This window comes from Neisseria shayeganii 871 (assembly GCF_000226875.1).
In the GTDB taxonomy this organism is placed as follows: Bacteria; Pseudomonadota; Gammaproteobacteria; order Burkholderiales; family Neisseriaceae; genus Eikenella; species Eikenella shayeganii.
In genome coordinates this window covers 744,907-769,272 of record NZ_JH164926.1, presented here as the reverse complement: position 1 = coordinate 769,272, position 24,366 = coordinate 744,907, and the positions used below count along the sequence as shown (strand labels likewise).

The following is a 24,366-nucleotide window of genomic DNA, read 5'->3' as shown; positions in this document are numbered from 1 at the left end:
GTTCTCGACTCAAGAGTGTGCCAATTACTTCAAATCAGCTGGGTATGTAATCAATTAAATCGAAACAGCTCTAGGGTTGGGTTTCAGGTAGCCTGAGACCGTGGCAACCGCCCCATCTGCGGCATCCATATTGGGGGGCAAAGGCCTCGGGCGGGTTGGGGCGGATGAGCGGGGCTGAGACTTGTGAAAAACCCGCATCTGCGGCGTTAAACAGGCTCGTAAGATGTCCCATCTGGCGGCGCCGGCTGGTTTGGCTGGCGCAGTCAAAAAACCGCTGCTCAAACATGATGACGCCACGCCCTAAGGGTGGGGCAGAGCGGTATCGGCCAAGCCTGTTGTGGGCTTATGAGCGCAGATTCTTTCTCAGCAGTTTACCTACCGTGGATTTCGGAATCTCATCAATAAACTCAATGTGTTTGGGTAATTTATAGCCGGTTAGGTAGGCGCGTCCCCATTCGCGCAGGTCATCGGCGGACACATTCTCCCGCCGTTTCACCACAAACAGTTTCACGGCCTCGTGGCTGTGCGGATCGGGTACGCCGACGGCACAGCACTCAAGCACATCGGGATGGCTGGCATAGACATTCTCGATTTCGCTGGGATACACATTGAAGCCGGACACATTGACCACGTCTTTTTTGCGGTCGATGATTTTGATAAACCCGTCGGCATCCATGATGCCGATATCGCCGGTTTTAAAGTATCCGTCAGGCGTCATGTATTCGTGGCGCAAGTGCTCGCGTTTGTAATAGCCCTTCATGACCTGCACACCCTGCACACATATCATGCCCGCTTGGCCGATGCCGCATATCTTGCCGTCATCGTCCAACAGTTTGATATCGGTCATGGGCAAGGGGATGCCGATGCTGGCGGTAAAGCCGGCCGCAGGCGGATTCACGCTGATGACCGTTCCGGTTTCCGACAGGCCGCAGCCTTCGATAATGGGTTGTCCTACCACTTCCTGCCAGCGCTTGGCGGTGTCTGACAGTATTGCCATGCCGCCGCCCACGCACAATTTCACATGCCCGTGATCCATATTGCAAAACGCTTCGCTGGCCAGCATGGCGTTGAAGAGCGTATTCACGGCGGGAATCAGTATCGGCTTGTATGTTTTGATGGCGTCAATCAAACCGGGCAAATCTCTCGGATTGGGGATCAAGAGGTTGGCCAGCCCTGCCTGCATGCCGAAGAGCACGCACACACTAAAGGCGAAAATGTGATAAAGGGGCAGGGCCGTTAAGATATAGCCGCTGTGGCCGCTGAGCGTATGTCCGACCACGGCATGGAGCTGATAGACATTGTGTATCAGGCCGCGGTGGGTCAGCATGGCTCCTTTGGCTACGCCCGTTGTGCCGCCCGTATATTGCAGCAAGGCCACGTCATCGGGCATCACATAATCGGGTCTTTGGTAAGCGGCGGGTTCCGCATCAATCGCTTTTCCCTCCGGCGACACGAACCCCAATGTCTGCATGTCGGTGGTGATGAGGTGTTGAAGAGCGGTCTCTGCCCGGGCTTGGGCTACGGTATCGAGGAAGTTTTTGGCGACGATTAAAACTTTGGCGTCAGAATCGTTCAGCTGGTGTGCGAGCTCGCGCGGCGTGTAAAGCGGATTGATGTTCACCAGCACGAATCCAGCACGGATCACTGCCATCATGGCCACGGGATAATGCAAAAGATTGGGCATCATGATGGCGATTTTGTCGCCACGCTGGAGCCCCAGCGTCTGCAGATAAGCGGCCAGCCGTTTGCTGTGTGCATCGAGCGCGCGATAATCCAAAGACTGTCCCAGGCAAGTAAAAGCGATGGCATCGGGCTGCTTGGCAATCAGATATTCAAAGTAATCGATGAGCGTACCCACGCCGTCGGGTGCGCTTACCGTCATGGGGATATTGAATTTTTCATAAGCCGTGTGCCATTGGCGCTGTGAATCGGAGGTATTCATCGGGCATTCCTTCCTGGTTGTGAACACATGATCTCAAGTGGGTAAGGTGACGGGTAAACAGCCTGAGACCTTTGCAAAACCCCCATCTGCGGCGCATTTTTGCGTTGTGCGCTGCTCGCTCGCTTGCCTATCTTCATGATATGTCTGTCCCACGGGGATTCCTGGCGTTCACGCTTGCTGCGCTGCTACGCCTTGAACTGCATCCACATCTGAGGGTTTTGCAAAGGTCTCAGCCTCTAAGGCGCACTGTCAATCTCAAAGCCGTGCGAACCAAGCGGCGGTACGTTGTGGCGGCCAAACAAATCGGGTTCAGTAGTCGGGCTGAGGAGGCAGGTCGAGCTGTACATCGGTTTCAAACAGCGGCAGCGCGCCCCACACATAGCTCATGCTGCCTTTGCCGCACAGGCCGCTGGTGCTCAGACGGCTTAAGACGAAGCGGCTGCCGTCCCAAATGTATATCGACTGTTGGTAGCACTCGCCGAAGTTGTCGTCCGGTTGGTGTGCTTCGATGGCACCGTTGCTGTGGTAGCGGGCGAATGCGGTATTGGGTACGGGCACAAAGCCGATCAGGCGCGTCAGGTCACGGTTGACTAAGGCAAACAGGCGTTTGGCATTGCCGTAATCGCAGGCGGTTTCGGCCAATACGGTGTCTTTGTCCAACGGATACAGGGTGAAAAGGGGCACTTCCTGGCCGGTATGATTGCCGTGATCCAAGCGCTGGCAGCCGTTGGGCGCCAGGCCGGAGGCCGCGGCGGGACCGCGCAGCAGGGTGCGCAGACTTTCGCTTTCAGAAGTGCGGGACGGCCAAGCGGGTAGCCGGGCGGTGATGACCGGTTTGGACACGGCCGTGCCCTGATAGGCGGCGTTGCCGGGATTCAGCAGGGCGCCGGGCGTGCCGCTGCGGCCTTGGTAGGCATCCATCTTGGCCAGTACTTCGGCGGCGCCGCGGGTGGAGAGCGTCCAGTGTTTGTCGCCGTGTTGGTACACGATGGGGCGGGGCGGATCGGCGCGCAGCAGCGAGAGCAGTGCGCCGGTTTGCAGCGGTTGGCCGTTGAGCAGCAGGTTTTCGCGCACCGGCGGGTCAACGGTTACCAAGGTGGTGGCCGGGCTGGTGGCGCCCGCTTTGCGGCGAATCAAGACGGAAACGGGCAGGTGCTCGGTTTGGCCGGTGATGCCGGCATGATAGCCGACGGCGGTACAGTCGCCTGTATTGCTGCACACCAATAGCCAGTCGCCGCGGGCGAAGCGTAGGCCGTGTGTGCAGTCGGCGGGGCTGCTGCACTGGGCGTCGGCTGTGCTCAGGACGATGGTTTTTGCAGCGGCGGGCAGGGCGGCGAAGAGCAGGGCGGACAGCAGTAAGCAACGCATGGCTGGGTTTCCTTTTGGTGGTGCCGTGGAGCAGGCTGAGGGAGAACATTACAGCAGAATTGAGGCTACCTGAAAAGCGTGGAGTGGGTGTGGAAACGGCTTTCAGGTAGCCTGTGGACAAACGTGTTAAGCGTCGCCATCGAGTTGGTCTTGCCGCGCCAAGATGGTGCGCTTGCCGTTGGTGTCGGCGGCGGACACGATGCCTTCGGCTTCCATTTGGTCCACCAAAGTAGCGGCTTTGTTGTAGCCGATGCGCAGGTGGCGCTGGATGGAGGAAATGGTGGCTTTCTGGGTGCGCAGCACAATGGCCACCGCCTCGTCGAACAGCGGGTCTTTCTCGCCGCCGCCGTAGCCGCCGTTGGCATTGCTGAACAAATCGTCGCTGCCCACGCCGGCGGTGAGGATGTCTTCCACATAGTCCGGCTCGCCGAAGCCTTTGAGGTATTCCACCACGCCGTGCACTTCTTCATCGGCCACAAAGGCGCCGTGCACGCGCTGCGGATAGCCGGTGCCCGGCGGCAGGAACAACATGTCGCCCTGGCCAAGCAGGTTTTCCGCGCCCATTTGGTCGAGAATGGTGCGGCTGTCCACTTTGCTGGATACCTGAAACGCGATGCGGGTGGGGATATTGGCTTTGATCAGGCCGGTGATCACGTCCACGCTGGGGCGCTGGGTGGCCAGAATCAGGTGGATGCCGGCGGCGCGGGCTTTTTGTGCGAGGCGGGCAATCAGCTCTTCGATTTTTTTGCCGGCGGTCATCATCAAATCGGCGAATTCGTCCACCACCACCACGATGAAGGGCAGTTTCTCCAGCGGCTCGGGCTGCTCGGGCGTTAAGCTGAAGGGGTTGGCGATGGTGTCGCCCTGCTCGGCCGCTTCTTTGATTTTCTGGTTGTAGCCGGCCAGGTTGCGCACGCCGACATGGCTCATCAGGCGGTAGCGTTTTTCCATTTCGTTTACGCACCAAGTGAGCGCGTTGGCGGCCAGTTTCATGTCGGTTACCACCGGTGCCAGCAGGTGCGGAATGCCTTCGTAGATCGAGAGTTCCAGCATTTTGGGGTCGATCATGATCAGGCGCACTTCGTCGGGCGTGGCTTTGAACAGCATGGAGAGAATCATGCTGTTGACGCCCACCGATTTGCCCGAGCCGGTGGTGCCGGCCACCAAGAGGTGTGGCGCTTTGGCCAGGTCGGTTACCACCGGCTGGCCGGTGATGTCCTGGCCCAAAGCCAGGGTGAGCTTGGACGGGCTGTTTTGGAAAGCGGGCGAGTCGAACACTTCGCTCAGGCGGATCATCTGCCGCTTCGGATTGGGCAATTCCAAGCCCATGCAGGTTTTGCCGGGAATGGTTTCCACCACGCGGATGGCGGCCACGCCCAGCGAGCGGGCGAGGTCTTTTTCGAGGTTGATCACCGAATTGCCGCGCACGCCCACATCGGGCTCGATTTCGTAGCGGGTGATGACCGGGCCGGCGTAGGCATCCACCACCTTCACTTTCACTCTAAATTCGGCCAGTTTTTCTTCGATGGTGATGCCGTTTTCGATCAGCTGTTCTTCCGTTACGGCCGCATCGCTGTTGTATTGCGGCGGCAGCAGCAAATCTTTTACCGGCAGGGCGTATTCGGCAAAATCGGTAAACGAGGTTTTGGGTGTGTAGGCGGGTGCCGGTGCCGATACCGACCAAGCCGCGGCCGGGGCGGTTTCGGCGGCTGCCGGCCAGTCAGGTTGCGGCACACCTTCGGCCAGCGCCTGCTGCCACTCGCTGTCGTCGCCCAGCTCGATGGCAGGCTGGGCCGAAGGTGCCAGTTCGCCGAGAGAGGGGTCGGGGCGGAAAGACAGGCCGGGTGAGGGCGCGTGCACTTGCTCTTCGGGTGCGGCGGGTGATTCGCTGAGCAGACGGTCGGTAATCGTCCACGGCGGATTGTCGCTGATGTGCACTTGGGCGTCGGCCACAGCCGGCGCATCGGTGAAGGCCGGTGCTTCGGTTTCTGCGGCGGCCAGGGTTTCCTGCGGCAGGTGGCTGTAAGTTTCGGGGCGTTGCTCGAAGGGGGTGAAGCGGGTGGAAATCGGGGCGGCTGCCGGCTGTTCGGCCGGCACTTTCAGGCTGTAGCTTTGGCCGAGGCGGGCGGCGGCGGGAATCACGCTTTCGCGCACGGTGAGGCGTTTGAAGCGGTTGCGTTCGCGGTTGACCGGCGAATCGGTTTTGGCCAGGTTGGCCAACACTTCGTCTTCGCCGATTACGGCCAAATCGGGCATCGGCTGGGCGGCTTCGGCGGCCGCTTGGGCAGCCTGCTGTTGGGCGCGGCGGCTGGCCAGGCGCTGGCGCAACAGGTTGCTGCGGATGTCGTCGTGGCTGATGGTGTGGGGCGGCTCGGCCGGCGGTGCCAGAGGTGCTGCAGGTTCGGCAGAGGCTACCTGAAAGCCCTTAGGCTGCCGCGGCGGCAGCTGGGGGCTGACCACGGTGGTGCGGTTGCTTTGCGCCCAGCCGCGCTGCATTTTTTCGCGCACATAGCGCAGGGCCGGGTCGTCAGGCGTGATTTCTTCTAAATCGTGCGCCGGCGCCGGTTCGTGTTTGGGCGGCAGGTTGAGCACCACGGTTTCCCGTACCGGTTCGGGTGGGGGCGCGGTTTTGGCGAGCAGGCGGGTGGCCTCGTCCAGCGAAATTTCTTCCGGCTCGGCCGGGGCGGCATCGGTTTCTTCCGCAGCCGGCTCGGCCTGCCACAGGCGGCGGGTGGCTTCTTCGAGGGAAATCACCGACAACTCGGGCGCGGGATGTGACAAATCGGGCGCTGCCTCTGCGGCGGGGATGTTCGGCTCGATTGGCTTCTCGTCTGCCGTTTCTGCGGCGGGCGCCTGCCAGTCGGGCGGCAAAGGCTGTTCGGAATGGGGTTTGCCGGTTTGAGACTCAACGGCTGCGGAGGCGTCGGCGGCTTCGTTTTGGAAGATGGGCAGCTCTTCTTGGTTGTCGGCCTTGCGATGGCGGGGTTTTTTCTTGTTGGGCTTGGGGCCGAGCTGCTCGATTTTGCGGCGCAGGTCGTCTTGGATTTTCTGGTAGTGCCGCTTGATTTGCTGCTGGCTGCGCTGGTCTTGCACATTCGGGCGGGCGGGCTGCTGCTTGGGAGCGTCGGCGCCGTGGGCAGCCGGCGTTTCGCGGCCTTCGTGGCGGCTCAGGTAGGCCAGCTCCATCAGCCATTCGCGTTCTTCTTTGCCGCGCCACCACAATAAGAAGGCGATGCCGGCCAGCAGCAGAATCAAAATCAAGATGAGAAACATAAAAAAGGCAGCTCCGGTTCGCCCAAAAAATGCCGCATTTTAGCGCGTTTTGGGGCGGAATCAAACCGAAGGCAGACCGGTTCGGGCGGCAGGCGGAGCCTATGGAACAAGCAGCAGATGGTGCGCGCCTTGTTGGCGCAAAAAACGGTCTTTCAGGTAGCCTGACGGGCCGCGGAAGCCTATAATGGCGTCCTTTTTTCTGCCGGTTTCCCGCATGCAGCTTGCCGATTTCGATTTTGATTTGCCTGAACACCTGATTGCCCAGCATCCGCCCGCCGAACGCGGCGGCAGCCGTCTGCTCGCGGCCCTGCCCGGGCAGCTGCCGCAAGACAGCCGTTTTGCGGACTTGCCGGACTGGCTTTCGCCGGGCGATGTGCTGGTGTTCAACAATACCAAGGTGATGAAGGCGCGCCTGTTCGGTCAAAAGGCCAGCGGCGGGCGCATCGAGGCTTTGGTGGAACGGGTGGTGGACGCGGAAACCGTACTGGCGCACGTGCGTTCGTCCAAGTCGCCCAAGCCGGGCACAGAGTTGCATTTTGAAGGCGGGGTGCGGGCGGTGATGCAGGAACGTACGGGGGAATTGTTTTGCCTGCGTTTTGTGCTTTCAGGTAGCCAAACGGTGTACGACATACTGGAGCGGCACGGCCATCTGCCTTTGCCGCCCTATATCGAGCGGCCGGCCGGTGCCGATGATGACGAGCGCTACCAAACCGTGTATGCCAAGCATCAGGGGGCGGTGGCCGCGCCGACCGCCGGCCTGCATTTCACCGAAGCGTTGCTGGCGCGTTTGGCCGAGCGAGGCATCGAAACGGCGGAAGTGACCCTGCACGTGGGTGCCGGCACCTTCCAACCGGTGCGGGTGGAAAACATTGCCGAACACACCATGCACAGCGAGTGGTACCGCATTAGCGAAGACACCGTGCAGGCGGTGGCGGCGGCCCAGGCGCGCGGCAACCGCGTGTGGGCGGTGGGCACCACTTCTTTGCGCTGTTTGGAATCGGCCGCCGCTTCAGGCAGCCTGCGGGCGGGCGAAGGCGACACCGATATTTTCATTACGCCGGGCTACCGCTTCCGCGTGGTGGACGGCTTGATCACCAATTTCCACTTGCCCAAGTCCACTTTGCTGATGCTGGTGAGCGCGTTTTCCGGCATGGAGCACATCCGCCGCACCTACCGCCACGCCATCGAACAACAATACCGCTTTTTCAGCTACGGCGACGCCATGCTGTTGCAGCGCAATGAAGAGGGCGGCCAAACACCGCTTTCCTTTTCAGGTAGCCCTTTATGATGTTGATCAGTTCTTTTGTTTCTCTGGACCGCTACGGCCAGATGGTGTCTGCCGCCAACGAATTGATGCGCGGCTTTTGGGCGCACACGCCTTATCTGATGATGGCCTTGCTGCTGTTTTTCGCTTTCTGGCTGCTGGCCCAATTGTTCAAATGGTTTGTCGGCCGTCTGCTCGGTAAGCGCTTGGCGGCCCGGCCTAATGTGCTGTTGCTGCTCAAGCGCATCGGCGGCACCGGCATTTTGCTGATCGGTTTTTTGTGCGCCTTGGTGGTGGCCGTGCCCGGCTTCACGCCGGGGCAGCTGATCAGCACTTTGGGCATCGGCTCGGTGGCGGTCGGCTTTGCCTTTAAAGACATTCTGCAAAACCTGCTCTCCGGCATTCTGCTGCTGGTGAACGAACCGTTCCGCATCGGCGACAACATCACCTCCAACGGCTTCACTGGCGTGGTGGAAGACGTGCAGATTCGGGCCACCACCCTGCGCGGCGAAGACGGCAGCCGGATTGTGATTCCCAACGCCCAGCTGTTTACCGCGCCGATTACCGTACACACCGGCCGGCCGCCACAGCCGTCCGCTTCCCAAACAACCGACTCCCATTCCGAGGAAACCCTATGATTCAAGAGCAATTAAACCGCTTGGTCCGCCCCGATGCCGACGGGAATTTCGGCCGTCACGGCGGCAAAATCGACCATCCCGAACTGGCCAAGGCCCTGGACCAATTGGAAGCGGGCTTCCGCAATATTATTGAAGACGCCGAATTCAAGGCGGAAATGAAACGCCTGCAGGCCACTTATGTCGGCCGTCCCAGCCCGATTTACCACGCCCGCAGCCTGTCGCGCCGCGGAGCGCAAATCTATTTGAAGCGCGAAGACCTCAACCACACCGGCGCCCACAAAATCAACCACTGCTTGGGCGAAGTGCTGTTGGCGAAGAAAATGGGCAAGAAAAAAGTGGTGGCCGAAACCGGTGCCGGCCAGCACGGCGTGGCCTTGGCCACCGCCGCCGCACTGCTGGGTTTGGAGTGCGAAATCCACATGGGCGTGGTGGACATCGCCAAAGAGCACCCCAACGTATCGCGCATGAAAATCCTCGGCGCCAAGCTGGTGCCGGTTTCCGCCGGTGCGGGCACCCTGAAAGAGGCGGTGGACAGCGCCTTTGCCGCTTATATGCAAGACTTGGAAAACAGCATGTTCGCCATCGGTTCGGTGGTGGGCCCGGCGCCGTATCCCGAAATGGTGGCCTATTTCCAAAGCATCATCGGCTTAGAAGCGCGCGAACAGTTCCAAAACGAATACGGCGGCCTGCCCGACGAAGTCATCGCCTGCATGGGCGGCGGCTCCAATTCCATGGGTTTGTTTAATGCCTTTATCGACGATGAAGAAGTGGCGCTGGTGGGCGTGGAGCCGGCCGGCGAAGGTTTGGATCGCCCCGGTCGCCACGCCGCCACCCTGACCTTGGGCAAGTTCGGCAATATCCAGGGCTTCAACTGCTATTACCTGCAAGAAGAAGACGGCACCCCGGCCGCGGTGCATTCGATTGCCTCCGGTTTGGATTACCCCGGCATCGGCCCGCAGCATTGCTACCTGAAAGACATCGGCCGCGGCCGTTACGAAACCGCCACCGATGCCGAATGTTTGGACGCCTTCCTTACCCTGTCGCGCGAAGAAGGCATCATCCCCGCGCTGGAAAGCGCCCATGCCTTGGCCTACGCCCTGCGCCGGGCGCCCTTGCTCGACAGCGGCAAACGTCTGCTGGTCAACCTCTCCGGCCGCGGCGACAAAGACATCGACTTTATTTTGCAAAAACTGGATATCTGAAGCCGTTTTTCCGGCTGATTGCCGGCATCAGGTTACCTGAACAGCCGCCGCTTAGGCTTTCAGGTAGCCTGATGCCGTATTCGCTAAGTCATTGATGGAGGTGTCATGGAAAAAGACGGTTTTCGCCCCTACCAAGCGCCGGCCACGCCGGCTGGCCGCGGCCGCGAGGAAGCCTGTTTCCGGCAAGGCAATAAGGTGTGGCTGCCCGCCGGCAGCGATCTGCCTTGCCGTTGCGTGCGCTGCGGTTCGGCTGAGGTGGTGCGTGAAAAAAGCGTTAAGCTGCATTGGTATCCGCCTGCGCTGGCCTTGATTTTGCTGACCGCTTTTTTCATCGGTATGCTTGCGCTCATCGCTTTCGGCGTGCTGGCCGCCCTGCTGCGCAAGCGTACGGAAGTGACGGTGTCTTGGTGTGCGCAACACGCCCGCATTCCGCGGCGGCAGATGGCGCTGGTTTGGGCTTGGGTGTTGCTGACTTTGCTGGCGATTGGCGCCGTTTTCTTTGGCAGCGACGCCCGCTGGGGGCTGGGGGCATTGGGCCTGCTGGTGTTGGCTTGGCTGCTGACGGCGGCTTACTTGGGTTGGACGAACGTGAGAGCGGTGCGCATCGATGCCGAATACAGCATTTTGAAAGGCTTCGGCCGGGGTTTTCTCGACACATTGCCTCCGCGTTGATTGTTCAATGTAAAAATTAATTTGCATGAAATTAAATGATGTGTATGATGCGCCTTGCGCGGGTCGGCCGTTTTCGGACACGGTCGGCTCCTCCACATCACAAACTTAGGAGAAATCACGATGTTGAACAAAAAAAATACCTTCTCGGCGCTGGCTTTGGCTGCGGTCATGTTTTTGGGCGCCTGCGGCGGCAGCGGCGGTTCTGCTGCGTCTTCCGACAGCGCACCGGCCAGCGGCAAGGAATACATTGTCGGCTTGGACGCCACTTATGCGCCGTTTGAATATGAAGAAAACGGCCAAGTGGTGGGCTTTTCCGCCGATGTGCTCAAAGCCATTGCCGAAAACCAGGGCCTGAACCTGAAATTGGTGAATACGCCTTGGGAAGGCATTTTCGCCACCCTGGATAAGGGCGACCGCGACATCATTTCCTCCAGCGTCACCATCACCGACGAGCGCAAAAACGTGATGGACTTCACCGACCCCTATTTCGAGGCCACCCAGATGATTGTGACCGGCGAAAAAGGGGCCGCCATCCAATCGTTTAACGACCTGAAATCGCGCACCGTATCCGTACAAAGCGGCACCACCGGCGATTTGGTGATGCAGAAACTGCAAGGCGAGCAGAGCGCCATGATCAAGCGCTTCGAAACCATGCCGCTGGCGATGAAAGAGTTGCTCAACGGCGGTGTGGAAGCCGCAGTGGGCGACAACGGCGTGGTACAGAACTTCGTCAACAACAACCCCGATGCCAAGCTGCGTACCTTGGTCGATAACGGCTTCGAAAAAGAATACTACGGCTTCGCTTTGCGCAAAGGCCGTGACGACGATTTGATGGCCAAGTTGAACGCCGGTTTGGCCGCCATCAAAGCCAACGGCACTTACGACCAAATTTACGCCAAGTGGTTCAATACCGCGCCGGCCGCCGCCGAAGCTGCGCCTGCGCCCGCCGAAGCGGCTCCGGCTTCTGCCGCTTCCGCCCAGTAAATATTGCCGATTTTGCTCAAAACCGCTTCCCGTTTCGGGAAGCGGTTTTTGTTTGGCGGCGGCGCAACAGGGAATGGACAGACAATTTCGCAAAAGCAAACCGCCCGTCAGATAAGCATGCGGGCGGTTGTTGCGGTGCTGCCGGCCGTCGGCTGCCGAATTCAGCGGCGGCAAACAGGCCGGTTTAGAGTGTGTCCGATTGAATCAGGGCATAAGCCGAATGATTGTGGATGCTTTCGAAGTTTTCGCTTTCTACCGTGAAACTGAGGATGCGCGGATCGTTTTTCAGGGCCACGGCGATGTCGCGCACCATGTCTTCGACAAATTTCGGGTTTTCGTAAGCCCGTTCGGTCACGTATTTTTCATCGGGGCGTTTGAGCAGGCCGTAAAGCTGGCAGGAAGCTTGGTTTTCCACCAAGTCGATCACTTCTTCCGCTTCCACCGCCTGCTCGCGGCAGCGCAGGGTAACGGTTACGTGGGAGCGCTGGTTGTGCGCGCCGTATTGGGAAATTTCCTTGGAGCAGGGGCAGAGGCTGGTAACCGGCACCAATACTTTCAAGGTGTGGGTGTAGATGCCGTTTTCCGATTCGCCGGTCAGGGTCACGTCGTAATCCAACAGCGAGGTGATGCCGGAGACGGGTGCGCTTTTTTGGCGGAAAAACGGAAAGGTTATGCTGATGCGGCCGGCTTGGGCGTCGAGCAGGGCGAGCATGTCGGCCGTCAGTTCGCGTAAGCGCACGAAATCCAGCACGCCGGCCTGCTCCTCCATCAAGGCCACGAAGCGGGACATATGGGTGCCTTTTTGCGAAGCGGGGAGGGCCACCGTCATGGTGAGGCGGGCGACGGTGTTTTGCTCGCCGTCTTGGCTGCGGATGCGCAGGGGCAGACGCAGGTCTTTGATGCCCACTTGGTTGATGGGCATATTGCGTGAATCGGGGCTGCTCTGCACGTCGGCAATGGCGTTCATTGCTGGGGTTTTCCTTGTGAATGTGTGTGGTGTTTTGGTAGGCGGCAAGGGGCTTGCGGCGCAAAGGGCGGCAGTATAACGCCAGCCCGGTTTGCGGGCAAATATCGGCCGCATAAAGGAAACAAATCCTTTCGTCCCCGCTTGCCGGCACCTTATTGGGGCGGATTGGCAAAATAAAAGGCTACCTGAAAACGCGGCCGCGGGGCGCGGATGCTTTCAGGTAGCCTGATGGCGCCGCCGGGCAGCGGCGGCGGTGTTATTTGGGTTTGCGGAAGGTGTCGTGGCAGGATTTGCAGCTGGCGCCCACTTCGCCGTAGGCGGCTTTGATTTCTTCCAAATTGCCGCCTTGGGCGGCGGTATTCAGCTTGGCCACGGCGGCGTGGAAGCTTTCTTCGGCGGTTTTGAAGCCGGCGGCATCGCTCCATACATTGGGCAGGGCGTCGCCGGTTTGGCCGTCAGGGTCTTGGGCGAAGTGTTTGAAGGGTTCCTGGCTTTCGGTTACAAAGGTCTCGGCCATGGTTTTGAAGGCATCGGGCTGGTAGGGCTCTTCGCCTTTCACCACTTTGCCCATGGCGGAGAAGTTGGGCATCATGGTTTTGAAGGCGGTGCTGCGCTCTTGCGAATATTGGCCTTTGGCGGCAGAACCGCTTTGGCCGCCGCAGGCCGCCAAGCCCAGGGCGAGGGCGGATAGCAGCATCATGGCTGTGGTTTTTTTCATGGGGTATCCCTTTATCTTAATGGTTAGTGGTGGTGTGTTTGCGCCGCCGCTTTCAGGTAGCCCGAAAGCGGCGGGCTGCAAACGGGAGGGAATCTATCACGATTCGGACGCTTTGTGGGCAAAAGGCCGGGAAAAGGGGTTGGCGCGCACGCTTGGAAAGCGGCTTTGCCGATGCGGGCGGCGGCGTACGGATGATATACTGCACCCCGTTTCAGGCATTGTTTTTTCAGATCGGAGGACATCATGGCGATTTTGGTGACCGGCGCTTCGGCCGGTTTCGGCCGCGCGATTTGTGCGGCCTTGGTGCGGGCGGGTTATCCGGTGGTGGGGGCGGCGCGGCGCGGCGACAAACTGGAAGCCCTGTGCGAGGAGTTGGGCGGCCTGTTTTTGCCGCTGGTGATGGACATGGCCGACACCGCTGCCATCGACGCCGCCTTGGCTTCGCTGCCGGAAGGTTTTGCCGAGATCGACTGTTTGGTGAACAACGCCGGCCTGGCTTTGGGATTGGAGCCGGCGCATCAGGCCGAGTTTGCCGACTGGCAGACCATGATCCAAACCAATATCATCGGCCTCACCTACCTCACCCGCCGGCTGCTGCCCGCCATGGTGGCGCGCCAAAGCGGCTATGTGATCAACATCGGCTCGATCGCCGGCACCTATCCCTATCCGGGCGGCAATGTGTATGGCGCCACCAAGGCCTATGTGCGCCAGTTCAGCCTCAATCTGCGCGCCGACTTGGCCGGCACCGGGGTGCGGGTGAGCAATATCGAGCCCGGTTTGTGCGGCGGCACCGAATTTTCCAATGTGCGCTTCAAAGGCGACGATGAGCGGGCCGCCGCCCTGTATGAAAACGTGGACTACATCCGGGCGGAAGACATTGCCGACACCGTGTTGTGGTTATACCAGCGCCCGCCGCACATGAATGTGAACAGCATCGAAATCATGCCGGTGGCGCAAAGCTTCGGCGCCCTGCCGGTGACGCGCAAGGCCGCGCCCGCCGTTGTCCAAAAGCAGACCGACGCCGCGCCGCCGAAAAACTGGCTCGCCCGCCTCACCGGCTACCTGAAAGGATAATGCCATGGGTTTTCAGGCCAACAAAGCCAAAATCATCGCCCAAACCCAAGCGCAGGGCGGCCAGGTAACCGCTTTGCGCGAGCAGGTGCTCGACATCGTGCTGCAGCAGGAAGGCGTGATCAAAGCCTATACCGTGCTGGCGCACATGCAGCAAAACAGCAGCGGCGTGGTGGCCCCGCCCACGGCCTACCGCGCCTTGGATTTTTGGGCCGAATACGGCGTGCTGCACAAGGTGGCGGCGGTCAACGGCTATGTATTGTGCAGCCACGCCCGCCACGACTGCGTGGCCGCCTGCCACAGCCACGACGAAACCGCCCACCACGCCAGCGCGTTTATTTTGGTGTGCACCGAATGCGGCTCGGTGGACGAGCAAACCCTCAGCCGCGAATGGGCCGCTTTGCGCGCCGGCGTGGCGGCCAGCGGTTTTAAACTAAAAGAAGAACACGTTGTTTTAACAGGAATCTGCCAGAAATGTCAGCCATAAAAAAAGCCAAAGTCCATCTGTTTTCCGGTTTTCTCGGCACCGGCAAAACCACCGCCCTGCGTCACTTGATGGCGCAAAAAGACCCGGCCGAAAAATGGGTCATCATCGTGAACGAATTCGGCGAAATCGGCATTGACGGCGCGGTGTTGAGCGACAACGGCATTCCGGTGGCCGAAATCGCCGGCGGCTGTCTGTGCTGCGTGGCCGGCACCCAAATGGGCAACACCATCAATCGCATGATCAGCGGCAACAAACCCGACCGCATCATCATCGAAGCCAGCGGGCTGGCCCACGCCGCCAGCGTGATCGACGAATTGCGCAGCCCGCCTTTTAACGAAATGCTCGAGATTGCCGCCGTGTTTACCTTGGTGGATCCGCGCCAGTTTGTGGACGACGATTACGCCCTGCAGCCTTTATACAAAGATCAAATCAGCGTGGCCGACGTGTTGGTGGCCAATAAGATGGATGTTTGCCCGCTGCCGGTGCTGGCCGCATTCCGCGAGCGCTCGGCCAAGCTGTTTCCGCCCAAAGCGGCAGTGATCGAAACCCAAAATTCGGCGCTCGACATTGCGCTGCTGGAAACGCCGGTCACCGAAAAAAGCCGCTACCGCATCAAGGCGCTGCCCGACAACAGCATGGGTTTGCAGTCGCAGGGCTATACTTTCCCCGCCGGGCAAAATTTCGACGGCGAGCGGCTGACCCAATTTTTTGACGACCTGCCTACCCTGTGCGAAGGCTTGGTGCGCGCTAAGGGCGTGTTTCAGGTGTTGGGCACTTGGGTGTGGCTCAATTGGAGCGACGGCCATTGGGGCGCGAACCAAGTGTCTTGGCGGCGCGACAGCCGTTTCGAGCTGATTGCCAAATCGTTTGATGCCGATGCGATCGAGTGCCGCTTGCAGGAAGCTTTGGAGACGGAAGCCGAGGCGGTGCAGCCGTGATGGCGTGCCGCGCCCGTAAAAAACCGCCGCGTTTTGCGGCGTTTTTTACGGGCGTTTGCGGCTGATACCTTTTTGAATAAAGCCGCGCAGAAAGCCGCGCGGCTTTTCAGGTAGCCTGTTGCGCCCCGGCAGCTGTTTCCGCCGCTGCGGCGGCAGGTTGCAGCACATACAGCGTGGTGGTTTCCTGCCTGCGGGCAGATGCCAGCGGATTGTACGCATCGCGGCTTTTGGCGTGCTGCGGGCGGATGTGGCGGCGGCGCACCACCTGCCAGCCGGCGGCGGCAATATGGCCGGCCAATTCACCGGGCCGGCGCAGGCCGAGGTGTTCGGCCAGGTCGGACATCACCAGCCACACTTCGCCCTGCGGGTTCAGGTGGTCGGCCGCCCGCTGTAGAAAGGCGCGCAGCATAGCCGAATCGGGGTCGTACAGCGCGGTTTCGATGTCGGCGCTCGGCTTGGCCGGCAACCAGGGCGGATTGCATACAATCAGATCCGCACGGCCGGGCGGAAACAGATCGGCCGCCAACGCGCTGACCGCCTCGGCCACGCCCAGGCGGCGGCAGTTGGCTGCGGCGCAGGCCAGCGCGCGCGGGTTGTTGTCGGTGGCGGTGATGCGCTCCAGCCCGCGTTTGGCCAGCAGCACCGCAATCACGCCGCTGCCGGTGCCGATGTCGAAGGCGCTGCGTGCCTGCGGCGGCAGCGGTTCGGCGGCCAAGAGTTCGAGGTATTCGCCGCGCACGGGGGAAAACACGCCGAAAGGCACATGGATTTTTTCTCCGCCCAACACTGCCAGCGGCACGCCTTTTTCATGCCATTGGCGGGCGCCGATCAGGCCGAGCAAGAGCTGGAGCGGCAGCAGAAAGGGTGTGCCGTCGGCAGGGCCGAAGGCATCGGCCAGGGCGTCGGCCACATCGGGCGCACGGCGCAGGCCGAGGTGGTAGCCGCCGTCGATTTCCACCAATAAAAGGTTGAGCAGGCGGCTGCGTTGGGCCTGCTGCATGCGGTGGGTGTGGAAGTCGCCGCTTTTGGGCGGCGGCAGCCGTTTTTTGACGGCGGAAAGCAGCTGCACGGCTTGGTGGTAGTCGCCCCGCCACAATAAGGCGCGGCCCTGGTGGAAGTGTTTGAGGGCGGCGGCAGCAGACAGGCCGGCATCGGCCACGGCCAGTTCGGCGGGCGGTTTTTGCGCGGGCGAAGGGTGGCGCCATTCGGCCTGACGGGGGTGGCCGTTTTCTGTCCAAGACAAGGTGGGCATAAGGATCAAACTAGAGCGGGGTAAAGCGCGCATTGTAGCGCAAACTGGGCAGGCGGCAGACCGCGGTTTGGGATGTCGGGCAGCGGTAGGTCGGATTCTTGAATCCGACAATCGGTTTCGGCAAGGTGTCGGATACGAGTATCCGACCTACGGTGCGTAGGTTGGGTTAGGCCGTAGGCCGTCACCCAACAATCATGTCAACAATTGTGTCCGGTTTGCTTGTGTTGGGTTTGCGCTGCGCTTCAACCCAAGCTACGGCTACTTGGGACGGCAAAGATTTCAGGCTACCTGAAAGGGTGTTCAGGTAGCCTGAAGCAGGGATGGCGGCCGGGGCTTAGGCCAGGGGGCGGGTGCGTTCTTCCAGCCAGGCTTTGGCCGCGCCTTCGGTATGCGGGGCGAGCTGTTCGCGCACGTGGGCGTGGTAGCGGTTGACCCAGTCGATTTCGCTGCGGCTCATCAGGGCGGTGTCCATCAGGCGGGTGTCGATGGGGCAGAGGGTGAGGGTGTCGAAACGCAGGAAGCGGCCGAATTGGGTTTCGGTTGGATGAGTCACGGGCAGGTTGACCACCAGGTTTTCGATGCGGATGCCCCAGCGGCCGGGGCGGTAGAGGCCGGGTTCGATGGAGGTGATCATGCCGGCTTTCATGGCGCTGTGGGGGGTAACGGGGGCGTGGTAGGACAAGACCTGCGGGCCTTCGTGCACGTTGAGAAAGTAGCCTACGCCGTGGCCGGTGCCGTGGCCGTAGTCGCATTGCGCTTGCCACATGGGTTTGCGGCAAACGGCATCGAGCATGGGGGCGGCGATGTTTTCGGGAAATTCGGTTTCGGCCAGGGCGATGTGGGCTTTGAGCACGAGGGTGAAGTCGCGTTTGTGTTCGGCACTGGGTGTGCCGACGGGCACGACGCGGGTGATGTCGGTGGTGCCGTTGCGGTATTGGCCGCCGGAGTCGATGAGGAGCAGGCCGTTGCCGGCGATGGGGCTGTGCGCTTCGGGGGTGGCGCTGTAATGGGGCAGGGCGCCGTTGGCGTTGAAGCCGGCGATGGTGCCGAAGCTGGGGGAGATGAAGTGCGGCCGGCGGCGGCGGTGTTCGAGCAGCATGCGGTCGATGTCGAGCTCGGTGAGCGTGCGGCCCTCGGCCAGCGCCTGTTCGAATTCGGCGAAGAAGCCGCACAGGGCGATGCCGTCCTGTTTCATGGCTTCGCGGGTGTGCGCGATTTCGGCGGCGGATTTGCAGGATTTGAATAGGGTGCTGGGGTTGATGCTTTCGCGCAGCACCACGCTTTCAGGTAGCCTGTTTAGGGTGCTGACGGCGGTTTTGGCGGGATCGATGAGCAGGCTGCCGCTAAGCGCGGCCACGGCATCGGCCACGCCGGCGTAATCGGCCAGGGTGATGCCGGCTTCGGCGAGGGCTTGGCGGGCGTCGCCGTCGAATTTGGCGGGGTCGGCAAACAGCACGGCTTGCTCGGCGCTGATGAGCAGGTAGGAGAGGAAGACGGGGTTGTAGGAGACGTCGCTGCCGCGCAGATTGGTGAGCCAGGCGATGTCGTCGAGGCTGGAAATCAGGTGGTGTTGGGCCTGTTGCTCTTGCATGAAGCGGCGCACGCGGATGAGTTTGGCGGCGGCGGATTCGGCGGTAAAGGCTTCGCCGTGGCGGTACACCGGGGCGGCGGGCAGGTCGGGGCGATCGGGCCAGACGGCGTCGAGCAGGTCGAGGTCGTGGCGCAGGCGGATGTGTTTGGCGGCGCCGGCACTTTCGAGCTGGCGTTTGGCGGCCAGCGAGAGCATATCGGGCGCCACGCCGAGCAGTGCGCCGGCGGGCAGTTCGGCCACGGAATCGAGGTGGCTGCGGCCCAAACCGAGTTTCTGCAGCACGATGCCGCTGCCGGCCAGCTGGCGTTCGGCCTGCTCCCAATAGCGGCTGTCGGCCCACAGTTCGGCGCGCTCGGCGGTGATGAGCAGGGTGCCGACCGAGCCGTCGAAGCCGGAAAGCCAGCTGCGGCCCTGCCAGTGCTCGGGCAGGTATTCGGACAAATGGGGGTCGGCGGAGGGGATCAGCCAGGCGTCGAATTGCTGTTGCTGCATGGTTTGGCGCAGGGCGGCCAGGCGTTGGGCGGCGGTGTTCATGGCGGACTTTCTGATGAGGATAATAAAATGAGAGGGTTGGCGGCCTCAGGCTGAGACCTTTGCAAAACCCCCAGATGTGGATGCAGTTCAAGGCGTAGCAGCGCAGCGAGCGCGGACATATCATGAAGATAGGCAAGCGAGCGAGCAGCGCACAACGCAGAAAGGCGCCGCAGATGGGGGTTTTGCAAAGGTCTCAGGCTACCTGAAAGGGTTTTGCCCGGCGGCCGGGCGCGGCGGATTGTAGCAAATCGCGATGCGGGCGGGGCGGCAAAAAGCCGCCCGGGCGGCGGCTGGCAGGTTTCAGGTAGCCTGTTCGCGGATGTCGAATACTTGGCGCAGGTAGGCGAGGAAGGTGTTGTTGTCGGTCATGGTTTTGCCGGGGCTGTCTGAAATCTTGGCCACCGACTGGCCGTTGCATTCCACCAGTTTCAAGACGATGTTGAGCGGGGTGTGGCCCATGTCGTTGGTGAGGTTGGTGCCGATGCCGAAGCTGGTTTTGAAGCGGTCTTTGAAGTATTGGTGCAGCTCCCAGGCTTTTTCCAGGTTGAGGCCGTCGGAGAAGGTGAGCATTTTGGTGCGGCTGTCGATTTTGAGCTTTTGGTAGTGGGCGTAGGCTTTGTCGCCCCAAACGAAGGGGTCGCCGCTGTCGTGGCGCAGGCCGTCGAAGAGTTTGGCGAAGTAGAGGTCGAAATCGCGCAGGAAGGCGTCCATGCCCACTACGTCGGTGAGCGCGATGCCCAAGTCGCCGCGGTATTCGTGCACCCAGGCCTCGAGCGCGGCTTTTTGGAAGTCGCGCAGGCGCACGTCGAGCGCCTGGAAGGCTTGCAGGAATTCGTGAGCCATGGTGCCGATGGGGGTGAGGCCCAGTTTTTTGGCCAGATAGACGTTGCTGGTGCCGCGCAGGCATTCGGGGGCAGCGGTGTGCAGGGTGCGCACTACGTGCTCCTGCCAGGCCAGGTTGTAGCGGCGGCGGGTGCCGAAATCGGAAATCAGAAACGGCGGCTCGTGCGGCTGTTGTTGCGCGGCATAATCGCGCAGCAGCGCGGCTTTGGCCTGCAGGCGGCGTTCGCCTTCGGCCAGCACCTCGGGGGTTTCGAGGCGGCGGAAGTAGAGTTCGTTGACGATGGCCAGCACGAAAATCTCGAAGAACATGGCCTGGATGATGGGGCCTTCAACGCGGATGTTGAGCCGGTTTTGCTCGTCGGTGGAGACGGTGATGAAGCGGCGTTTGAGTTGGAACAGCTCCAGATAATCGACGAAATCGCTTTTGATGAAGCGCATCTGGCGCAGGTAGTCCAATTCTTCCTGGCTGAGTTTGAGTTGGCACAGGGCGTCGAGCTCTTGTTCGAGCGCGTCTTTGATGTCGGCCAGCGGATAGGCGGTGGCGTCGTTGTTGCGGCAGCGGAATTCATAGACGCCGTGCGCTTGGGGGAATTGGTGCAGCACCACCTGCAGCATGGTGAATTTATACAGGTCGGTGTCGAGCAGGGAGGAGATAATCGGAGAACGCATGCGGGGCTTTCGGCAACGGCTGGGGAATAAGGCGGGCATTAAAGCACGTTTTCGCCCTTTCAGGTAGCCTGAATGCAACAGCGTACTGGGCAGAAAGCCAGCCAAATCAGGTTTGTGCTGACAGATTTTCCGCTTTGGGGTTATGATGGCCGCCGTTTGTTTTTCATTTGAGAAATAGAGCCATGAAAAAGATTCTGTTTGCTTGCGGCCTGCTGGTTTGGGTGGGGATGTCCGCCGCCAATACGCCGCTGCCCGATTATTCGCCGGTGGCCAGCGGCCAGCATGTGGTGATCAATATTCCGCAGCTGCGGCTGTTTTTATATGAAAACGGCGAGCTGAAAGCCTCTTATCCGGTGGCGGTGGGCCGCGCCCGCACGCGCACGCCTTTGGGCGACTACCAAATCGGCGCCAAAGCATACAACCCGACGTGGACGATTCCGGCCAGCATCCGCCGCGAACGGGCCGCGGCCGGCAAACCCGCGCTGACCAGCGTGCCGCCGGGCCCGAACAATCCTTTGGGGCCGGTGTTTGTGCGCTTCGGCGATCCGCGTTTGGGTTTGGGCATCCACGGCACCAATGTGCCTTCCAGCGTGCCCGGTGTGCGCAGCCACGGCTGCGTGCGCATGCAAAGCCCCGATGCGCTGCGCTTCGCCCGTTCGGTGCAAACCGGCGCCGATGCGGCGGTGATTTACCAAATGGCTTCACTGAATGCCGACGAAGCGGGCAACCTTTGGCTGGCGGCCTACAAAGACCCTTATAACCAGCGCAATCTGGACACCGATGCCTTGAACCAAAGCATCCGCGCCTGGGCCGATGTTAAGGGTTTGAATGTGCAGACCAACCGCGTCACCACCACTTTGCGCAACCGCAACGGCCGCTTGGTCTGCATCACCTGCGCCCAAGCCAATGCCCGCGTGCAGGGCAAGCTCTCGTCTGTGGCCTGGCAGAGCGGTTCGGCCGATTTGAGCCGCCCGCGTGCGGTGTTTGAAGAAGAAGCCGCGCCGCAGCCGGACCAAGTGTTGCCCGAGGGCAGCGCGGTGGAGGCCATGGCTGAAATGGACGAAGCCACCGTGCGCCAAGTGGAGGCGATTACCGGTCTCACCAACCGCCTGATCACGCCCTTGCTGCCGCAGGAAAAACCCTTGGCGCCCACGCCGGTGGAAACCGAAACGGCGCTCACCGATGCGCTGATGTAGGCCGGTCTCCGCCGTCCAAAAAACATACCGCTGCCCGAGGGCAGCGGTATTTTGTGTTTCAGGCGCAATGCCAAGCGCCCAACACATAAGGCCGTGCGGCGCCGGTGGCGCGGTGGGGGCCGGCGGCCCGGCGGTGGATGCGGCAGGCCGCCAGCCAGGCGAAGGCGGCGGCTTCCACCCATTGCGGGGCGAGGTGCAGATCGTCGGTGGTGGCCACCTGAACGCCGGCAAGCTGCTGCCGCAACTCGGCCATCACAACCGGATTGCAGGTGCCGCCGCCGCAGACAAACATTTCGCGTGCCGCCGGCGCGTGTCGGCGCACGGCTTCGGCAATGCTGCGGGCGGTAAAGGCATTCAGGGTGCGCATGATGTCGGCCGGCCGATATTCGGCTTTCAGGTAGCCTTGCAGCCAAGAAAAAGAAAACAGCTCGCGGCCGGTGCTTTTGGGCGCGGGGCGTTGGAAATAGGGGTGGGCCAACCATGCGGCCAGCAAGGGCTCGATGATGCGGCCGCCGGCGGCCAGTGCGCCGTCGCGGTCGTAAGGCTGTTGGCGGTAGTGCTGCATATAGGCGTCGGCCAGCATATTGCCGGGGCCGGTGTCGAAGCCGCCGGCGGGGCGGCCGTCGGGCGGCAGAATGCTGATGTTGGCGATGCCGCCGATGTTGAGCAGCACGCGCTCGTGCTGCGGATGGCCGAACACGGCTTGATGGAAGGCGGGCACGAGGGGGGCGCCTTGGCCGCCGCCGGCCAGGTCGCGGCTGCGGAAGTCGCCGATGCAGTCGATGCCGGTCAGCTCGGCCAGAAGCGGCAGGTCGATGAGTTGGACGGTGTAGCCGTGTTCGGGCGCGTGGCGCACGGTTTGGCCGTGGGCGCCGAGCGCGGTGATGTCGGCGGCGGCCAACCCTTCCTGTGTCAGCAGGCCGTTGACCGCTTGGGCATACAGGCGGGCAACGGTTTGGGCGAGCAGGGCGGCGCGGTGCAGTTCGTCGCCGCCGCTGTCCTGTAGGGCCAGCAGCTGTTGGCGGAGCGGATCAGGGTAGGGCACGAAGAAATGGGCGCGGGCGGCCTGCCAGCGGGTGCCGTCGATGTCGGCCAAAACGGCGTCGATGCCGTCCATGCTGGTGCCCGACATCAGGCCGATATAGCGTTGGCTCATGGCTGGGGGAAGCGGTGTGGAGAAGGGGCGATTATAGCGGAAGCACTTATTTTCGGCTTGCCGTATTCTGCAAAGAAGGTGCCGCCGCTATAATGCGGCCTGACGATGCCGCGCCGCCGCAGGCTACCTGAAAACCGGCCGGCCGATAAAGAAACAGTACAAATTGAAAGATAAACGATGACTCAAGCAGAAACCTGGTCGGGCCGCTTTAACGAGCCCGTGGCCGAGCTGGTGAAACAATACACCGGCTCGATTGATTTCGACTGCCGCCTGGCGCCGTGGGATATTCAAGGCTCGCTGGCGCACGCGCAGATGCTGTGCGAAGCCGGCGTGCTCTCTGCCGACGATTTGGCCGCCATTCGCCAGGGCATGGCCGAGATTCTGGCCGACATCGAAGCCGGCCGTCTCGAATGGTCGCTGGACTTGGAAGACGTACACATGAACATCGAGCGGCGGCTCACCGACAAAATCGGCGATGCCGGCAAGCGCCTGCACACCGGCCGCAGCCGCAACGACCAGGTGGCCACCGACATCCGCCTGTGGCTGCGTGACGAAATCAGCCGCATCCGCAGCCTGATTCAGGCCCTGCAAAGCGCGCTGTTGGACTTGGCCGAGGCGCACGCCGAGGTGGTGATGCCCGGCTTTACCCACCTTCAGGTCGCCCAACCGGTGAGCTTCGGCCACCACATGCTCGCCTATGTGGAAATGCTGGGCCGCGACGACGAACGCATGGCCGATTGTCGCCGCCGCGTCAACCGCATGCCCTTGGGCGCCGCCGCCCTGGCCGGCACCACCTTCCCGATTCAGCGCGAAACCACCGCCCGCCTGCTCGGCTTCGAAGGCATCTGCCAAAACTCGCTCGATGCCGTGTCCGACCGCGATTTCGCCATCGAATTCACCGCCGCCGCCAGCCTGCTGATGATCCACTTGAGCCGCCTCTCCGAAGAGCTGATTCTGTGGATGAGCCCGCGCTTCGGCTTTATCGACATTGCCGACCGTTTCTGCACCGGCTCCAGCATCATGCCGCAAAAGAAAAACCCCGACGTGCCCGAGTTGGTGCGCGGCAAGTCCGGCCGCGTGATCGGCCATTTGATGGGCCTGATCACCCTGATGAAATCGCAGCCCCTGGCCTACAACAAAGACAATCAGGAAGACAAAGAGCCGCTGTTCGACACCGTGGATACCCTGGTGGATACCCTGCGCATCTATGCCGACATGATGCGCGGCGTTACCGTGAAGCCCGACAATATGCGCGCCGCCGTTTTGCAGGGCTTTGCCACCGCCACCGATTTGGCCGACTACTTGGTGAAAAAAGGCCTGCCGTTCCGCGACAGCCACGAAGTGGTGGCGCTGGCGGTGCGCCATGCCGACGGCCAAGGCGTGGATTTGAGCGATTTGCCGCTGGCCGTCTTGCAAGGCTTTAGCGGCTTAATCGGCGAAGACGTGTACCAAGTGCTGACCCCCGAAGGCAGCCTGAACGCCCGCAACCACCTCGGCGGCACCGCGCCCGAGCAGGTGCGCGCCCAAGCGGCGCGTTGGCGGAAAGCCTTGCAGGCGGCGGATTGATTCAATAGCTGAAACAGTTTCAGGTAGCCTGAGAC

Annotated in this window: 20 protein-coding genes; 10 read left to right on the top strand and 10 right to left on the bottom strand. The window is 61.4% G+C overall.

Annotation, left to right across the window (positions count from 1 at the left end; all coding sequences use genetic code 11):
• Positions 1-343: 343 nt before the first annotated feature.
• The 3 genes from HMPREF9371_RS03495 to HMPREF9371_RS03485 all read right to left on the bottom strand — a co-directional run bounded on the left by HMPREF9371_RS03495 (position 344) and on the right by HMPREF9371_RS03485 (position 6,583).
• The gene (locus HMPREF9371_RS03495; protein WP_009118519.1) at positions 344-1,942 is read right to left on the bottom strand and encodes an AMP-binding protein; all 1,599 of its coding nucleotides are present in this window, start codon (positions 1,940-1,942) and stop codon (positions 344-346) included.
• Positions 1,943-2,251: 309 nt separating this feature from the next.
• A complete protein-coding gene (locus HMPREF9371_RS03490; protein ID WP_009118518.1) occupies positions 2,252-3,310 on the bottom strand; it encodes a DUF1176 domain-containing protein in 1,059 nt (352 codons plus the stop codon).
• Between the two features lie 126 nt (positions 3,311-3,436).
• Positions 3,437-6,583: a DNA translocase FtsK gene (locus tag HMPREF9371_RS03485; protein WP_009118517.1), complete on the bottom strand. Its 3,147-nt coding sequence runs from the start codon at positions 6,581-6,583 to the stop codon at positions 3,437-3,439.
• A 214-nt stretch (positions 6,584-6,797) separates the two neighbouring features.
• Here HMPREF9371_RS03485 and queA point away from each other — a divergent pair, with 214 nt between their 5' ends.
• The 5 genes from queA to HMPREF9371_RS03455 all read left to right on the top strand — a co-directional run bounded on the left by queA (position 6,798) and on the right by HMPREF9371_RS03455 (position 11,343).
• On the top strand, positions 6,798-7,871 hold the full coding sequence (gene queA / locus HMPREF9371_RS03480; RefSeq protein WP_040660742.1) for a tRNA preQ1(34) S-adenosylmethionine ribosyltransferase-isomerase QueA: 1,074 nt from the start codon (positions 6,798-6,800) through the stop codon (positions 7,869-7,871).
• Positions 7,868-8,485 carry a mechanosensitive ion channel family protein gene (locus HMPREF9371_RS03475; protein WP_009118515.1) on the top strand — a complete coding sequence of 206 codons (618 nt, stop codon included), beginning with the start codon at positions 7,868-7,870 and terminating at the stop codon, positions 8,483-8,485. Before queA ends, HMPREF9371_RS03475 begins: the two co-directional genes overlap by 4 nt.
• Positions 8,482-9,687 (top strand): tryptophan synthase subunit beta, encoded by a 1,206-nt coding sequence (gene trpB, locus HMPREF9371_RS03470; RefSeq protein ID WP_009118514.1) that lies wholly within the window; start codon positions 8,482-8,484, stop codon positions 9,685-9,687. The genes HMPREF9371_RS03475 and trpB overlap by 4 nt, the downstream gene beginning before the upstream one ends.
• A 105-nt stretch (positions 9,688-9,792) precedes the next feature.
• Positions 9,793-10,359, top strand: coding sequence for a hypothetical protein (locus tag HMPREF9371_RS03460; RefSeq protein ID WP_009118513.1), 567 nt, complete (start codon positions 9,793-9,795; stop codon positions 10,357-10,359).
• 120 nt (positions 10,360-10,479) lie between these two features.
• Positions 10,480-11,343 carry a basic amino acid ABC transporter substrate-binding protein gene (locus HMPREF9371_RS03455; protein ID WP_009118512.1) on the top strand — a complete coding sequence of 288 codons (864 nt, stop codon included), beginning with the start codon at positions 10,480-10,482 and terminating at the stop codon, positions 11,341-11,343.
• A gap of 184 nt (positions 11,344-11,527) precedes the next feature.
• Here the strand turns inward: HMPREF9371_RS03455 and folE2 are convergent, their stop codons facing one another.
• Both folE2 and HMPREF9371_RS03445 read right to left on the bottom strand, forming a co-directional pair.
• Positions 11,528-12,310: a GTP cyclohydrolase FolE2 gene (gene folE2, locus HMPREF9371_RS03450; RefSeq protein ID WP_009118511.1), complete on the bottom strand. Its 783-nt coding sequence runs from the start codon at positions 12,308-12,310 to the stop codon at positions 11,528-11,530.
• A gap of 256 nt (positions 12,311-12,566) precedes the next feature.
• The gene (locus tag HMPREF9371_RS03445; RefSeq protein WP_009118509.1) at positions 12,567-13,028 is read right to left on the bottom strand and encodes a c-type cytochrome; all 462 of its coding nucleotides are present in this window, start codon (positions 13,026-13,028) and stop codon (positions 12,567-12,569) included.
• A 243-nt stretch (positions 13,029-13,271) separates the two neighbouring features.
• On the opposite strand from HMPREF9371_RS03445, the gene HMPREF9371_RS03440 reads away from it, so the two are divergent.
• Genes HMPREF9371_RS03440 through HMPREF9371_RS03430 form a run of 3 tightly spaced genes read left to right on the top strand, consistent with a single transcriptional unit; the run spans position 13,272 to position 15,524 of the window.
• The gene (locus tag HMPREF9371_RS03440) at positions 13,272-14,102 is read left to right on the top strand and encodes an SDR family oxidoreductase (RefSeq protein WP_009118507.1); all 831 of its coding nucleotides are present in this window, start codon (positions 13,272-13,274) and stop codon (positions 14,100-14,102) included.
• A 4-nt stretch (positions 14,103-14,106) separates the two neighbouring features.
• Positions 14,107-14,586: a Fur family transcriptional regulator gene (locus HMPREF9371_RS03435; protein ID WP_009118506.1), complete on the top strand. Its 480-nt coding sequence runs from the start codon at positions 14,107-14,109 to the stop codon at positions 14,584-14,586.
• Positions 14,574-15,524 (top strand): CobW family GTP-binding protein, encoded by a 951-nt coding sequence (locus tag HMPREF9371_RS03430; RefSeq protein WP_009118505.1) that lies wholly within the window; start codon positions 14,574-14,576, stop codon positions 15,522-15,524. Before HMPREF9371_RS03435 ends, HMPREF9371_RS03430 begins: the two co-directional genes overlap by 13 nt.
• Before the next feature lie 106 nt (positions 15,525-15,630).
• Here the strand turns inward: HMPREF9371_RS03430 and HMPREF9371_RS03425 are convergent, their stop codons facing one another.
• From HMPREF9371_RS03425 to pncB, 4 genes are all read right to left on the bottom strand, one after another.
• The gene (locus tag HMPREF9371_RS03425) at positions 15,631-16,776 is read right to left on the bottom strand and encodes a methyltransferase (protein ID WP_009118504.1); all 1,146 of its coding nucleotides are present in this window, start codon (positions 16,774-16,776) and stop codon (positions 15,631-15,633) included.
• A gap of 334 nt (positions 16,777-17,110) precedes the next feature.
• Positions 17,111-18,901 carry an aminopeptidase P family protein gene (locus HMPREF9371_RS03420; protein ID WP_009118503.1) on the bottom strand — a complete coding sequence of 597 codons (1,791 nt, stop codon included), beginning with the start codon at positions 18,899-18,901 and terminating at the stop codon, positions 17,111-17,113.
• Positions 18,898-19,140, bottom strand: a complete 243-nt coding sequence (locus HMPREF9371_RS13135) for a signal peptidase (protein WP_232203117.1) — start codon at positions 19,138-19,140, stop codon at positions 18,898-18,900. Before HMPREF9371_RS13135 ends, HMPREF9371_RS03420 begins: the two co-directional genes overlap by 4 nt.
• A gap of 61 nt (positions 19,141-19,201) precedes the next feature.
• Positions 19,202-20,413, bottom strand: a complete 1,212-nt coding sequence (gene pncB, locus HMPREF9371_RS03415) for a nicotinate phosphoribosyltransferase (RefSeq protein WP_040660100.1) — start codon at positions 20,411-20,413, stop codon at positions 19,202-19,204.
• 182 nt (positions 20,414-20,595) lie between these two features.
• Between pncB and HMPREF9371_RS03410 the strand changes: the two genes are divergently transcribed.
• Entirely contained in the window at positions 20,596-21,609 is a 1,014-nt protein-coding gene (locus HMPREF9371_RS03410; RefSeq protein WP_009118501.1) for a L,D-transpeptidase, read from the top strand.
• Positions 21,610-21,667: 58 nt separating this feature from the next.
• On the opposite strand, the gene HMPREF9371_RS03405 is transcribed toward HMPREF9371_RS03410, so the two are convergent.
• On the bottom strand, positions 21,668-22,765 hold the full coding sequence (locus HMPREF9371_RS03405; protein ID WP_009118500.1) for an anhydro-N-acetylmuramic acid kinase: 1,098 nt from the start codon (positions 22,763-22,765) through the stop codon (positions 21,668-21,670).
• Between the two features lie 177 nt (positions 22,766-22,942).
• On the opposite strand from HMPREF9371_RS03405, the gene argH reads away from it, so the two are divergent.
• Positions 22,943-24,331 carry an argininosuccinate lyase gene (gene argH / locus HMPREF9371_RS03400; RefSeq protein ID WP_009118499.1) on the top strand — a complete coding sequence of 463 codons (1,389 nt, stop codon included), beginning with the start codon at positions 22,943-22,945 and terminating at the stop codon, positions 24,329-24,331.
• Positions 24,332-24,366 lie beyond the last annotated feature (35 nt).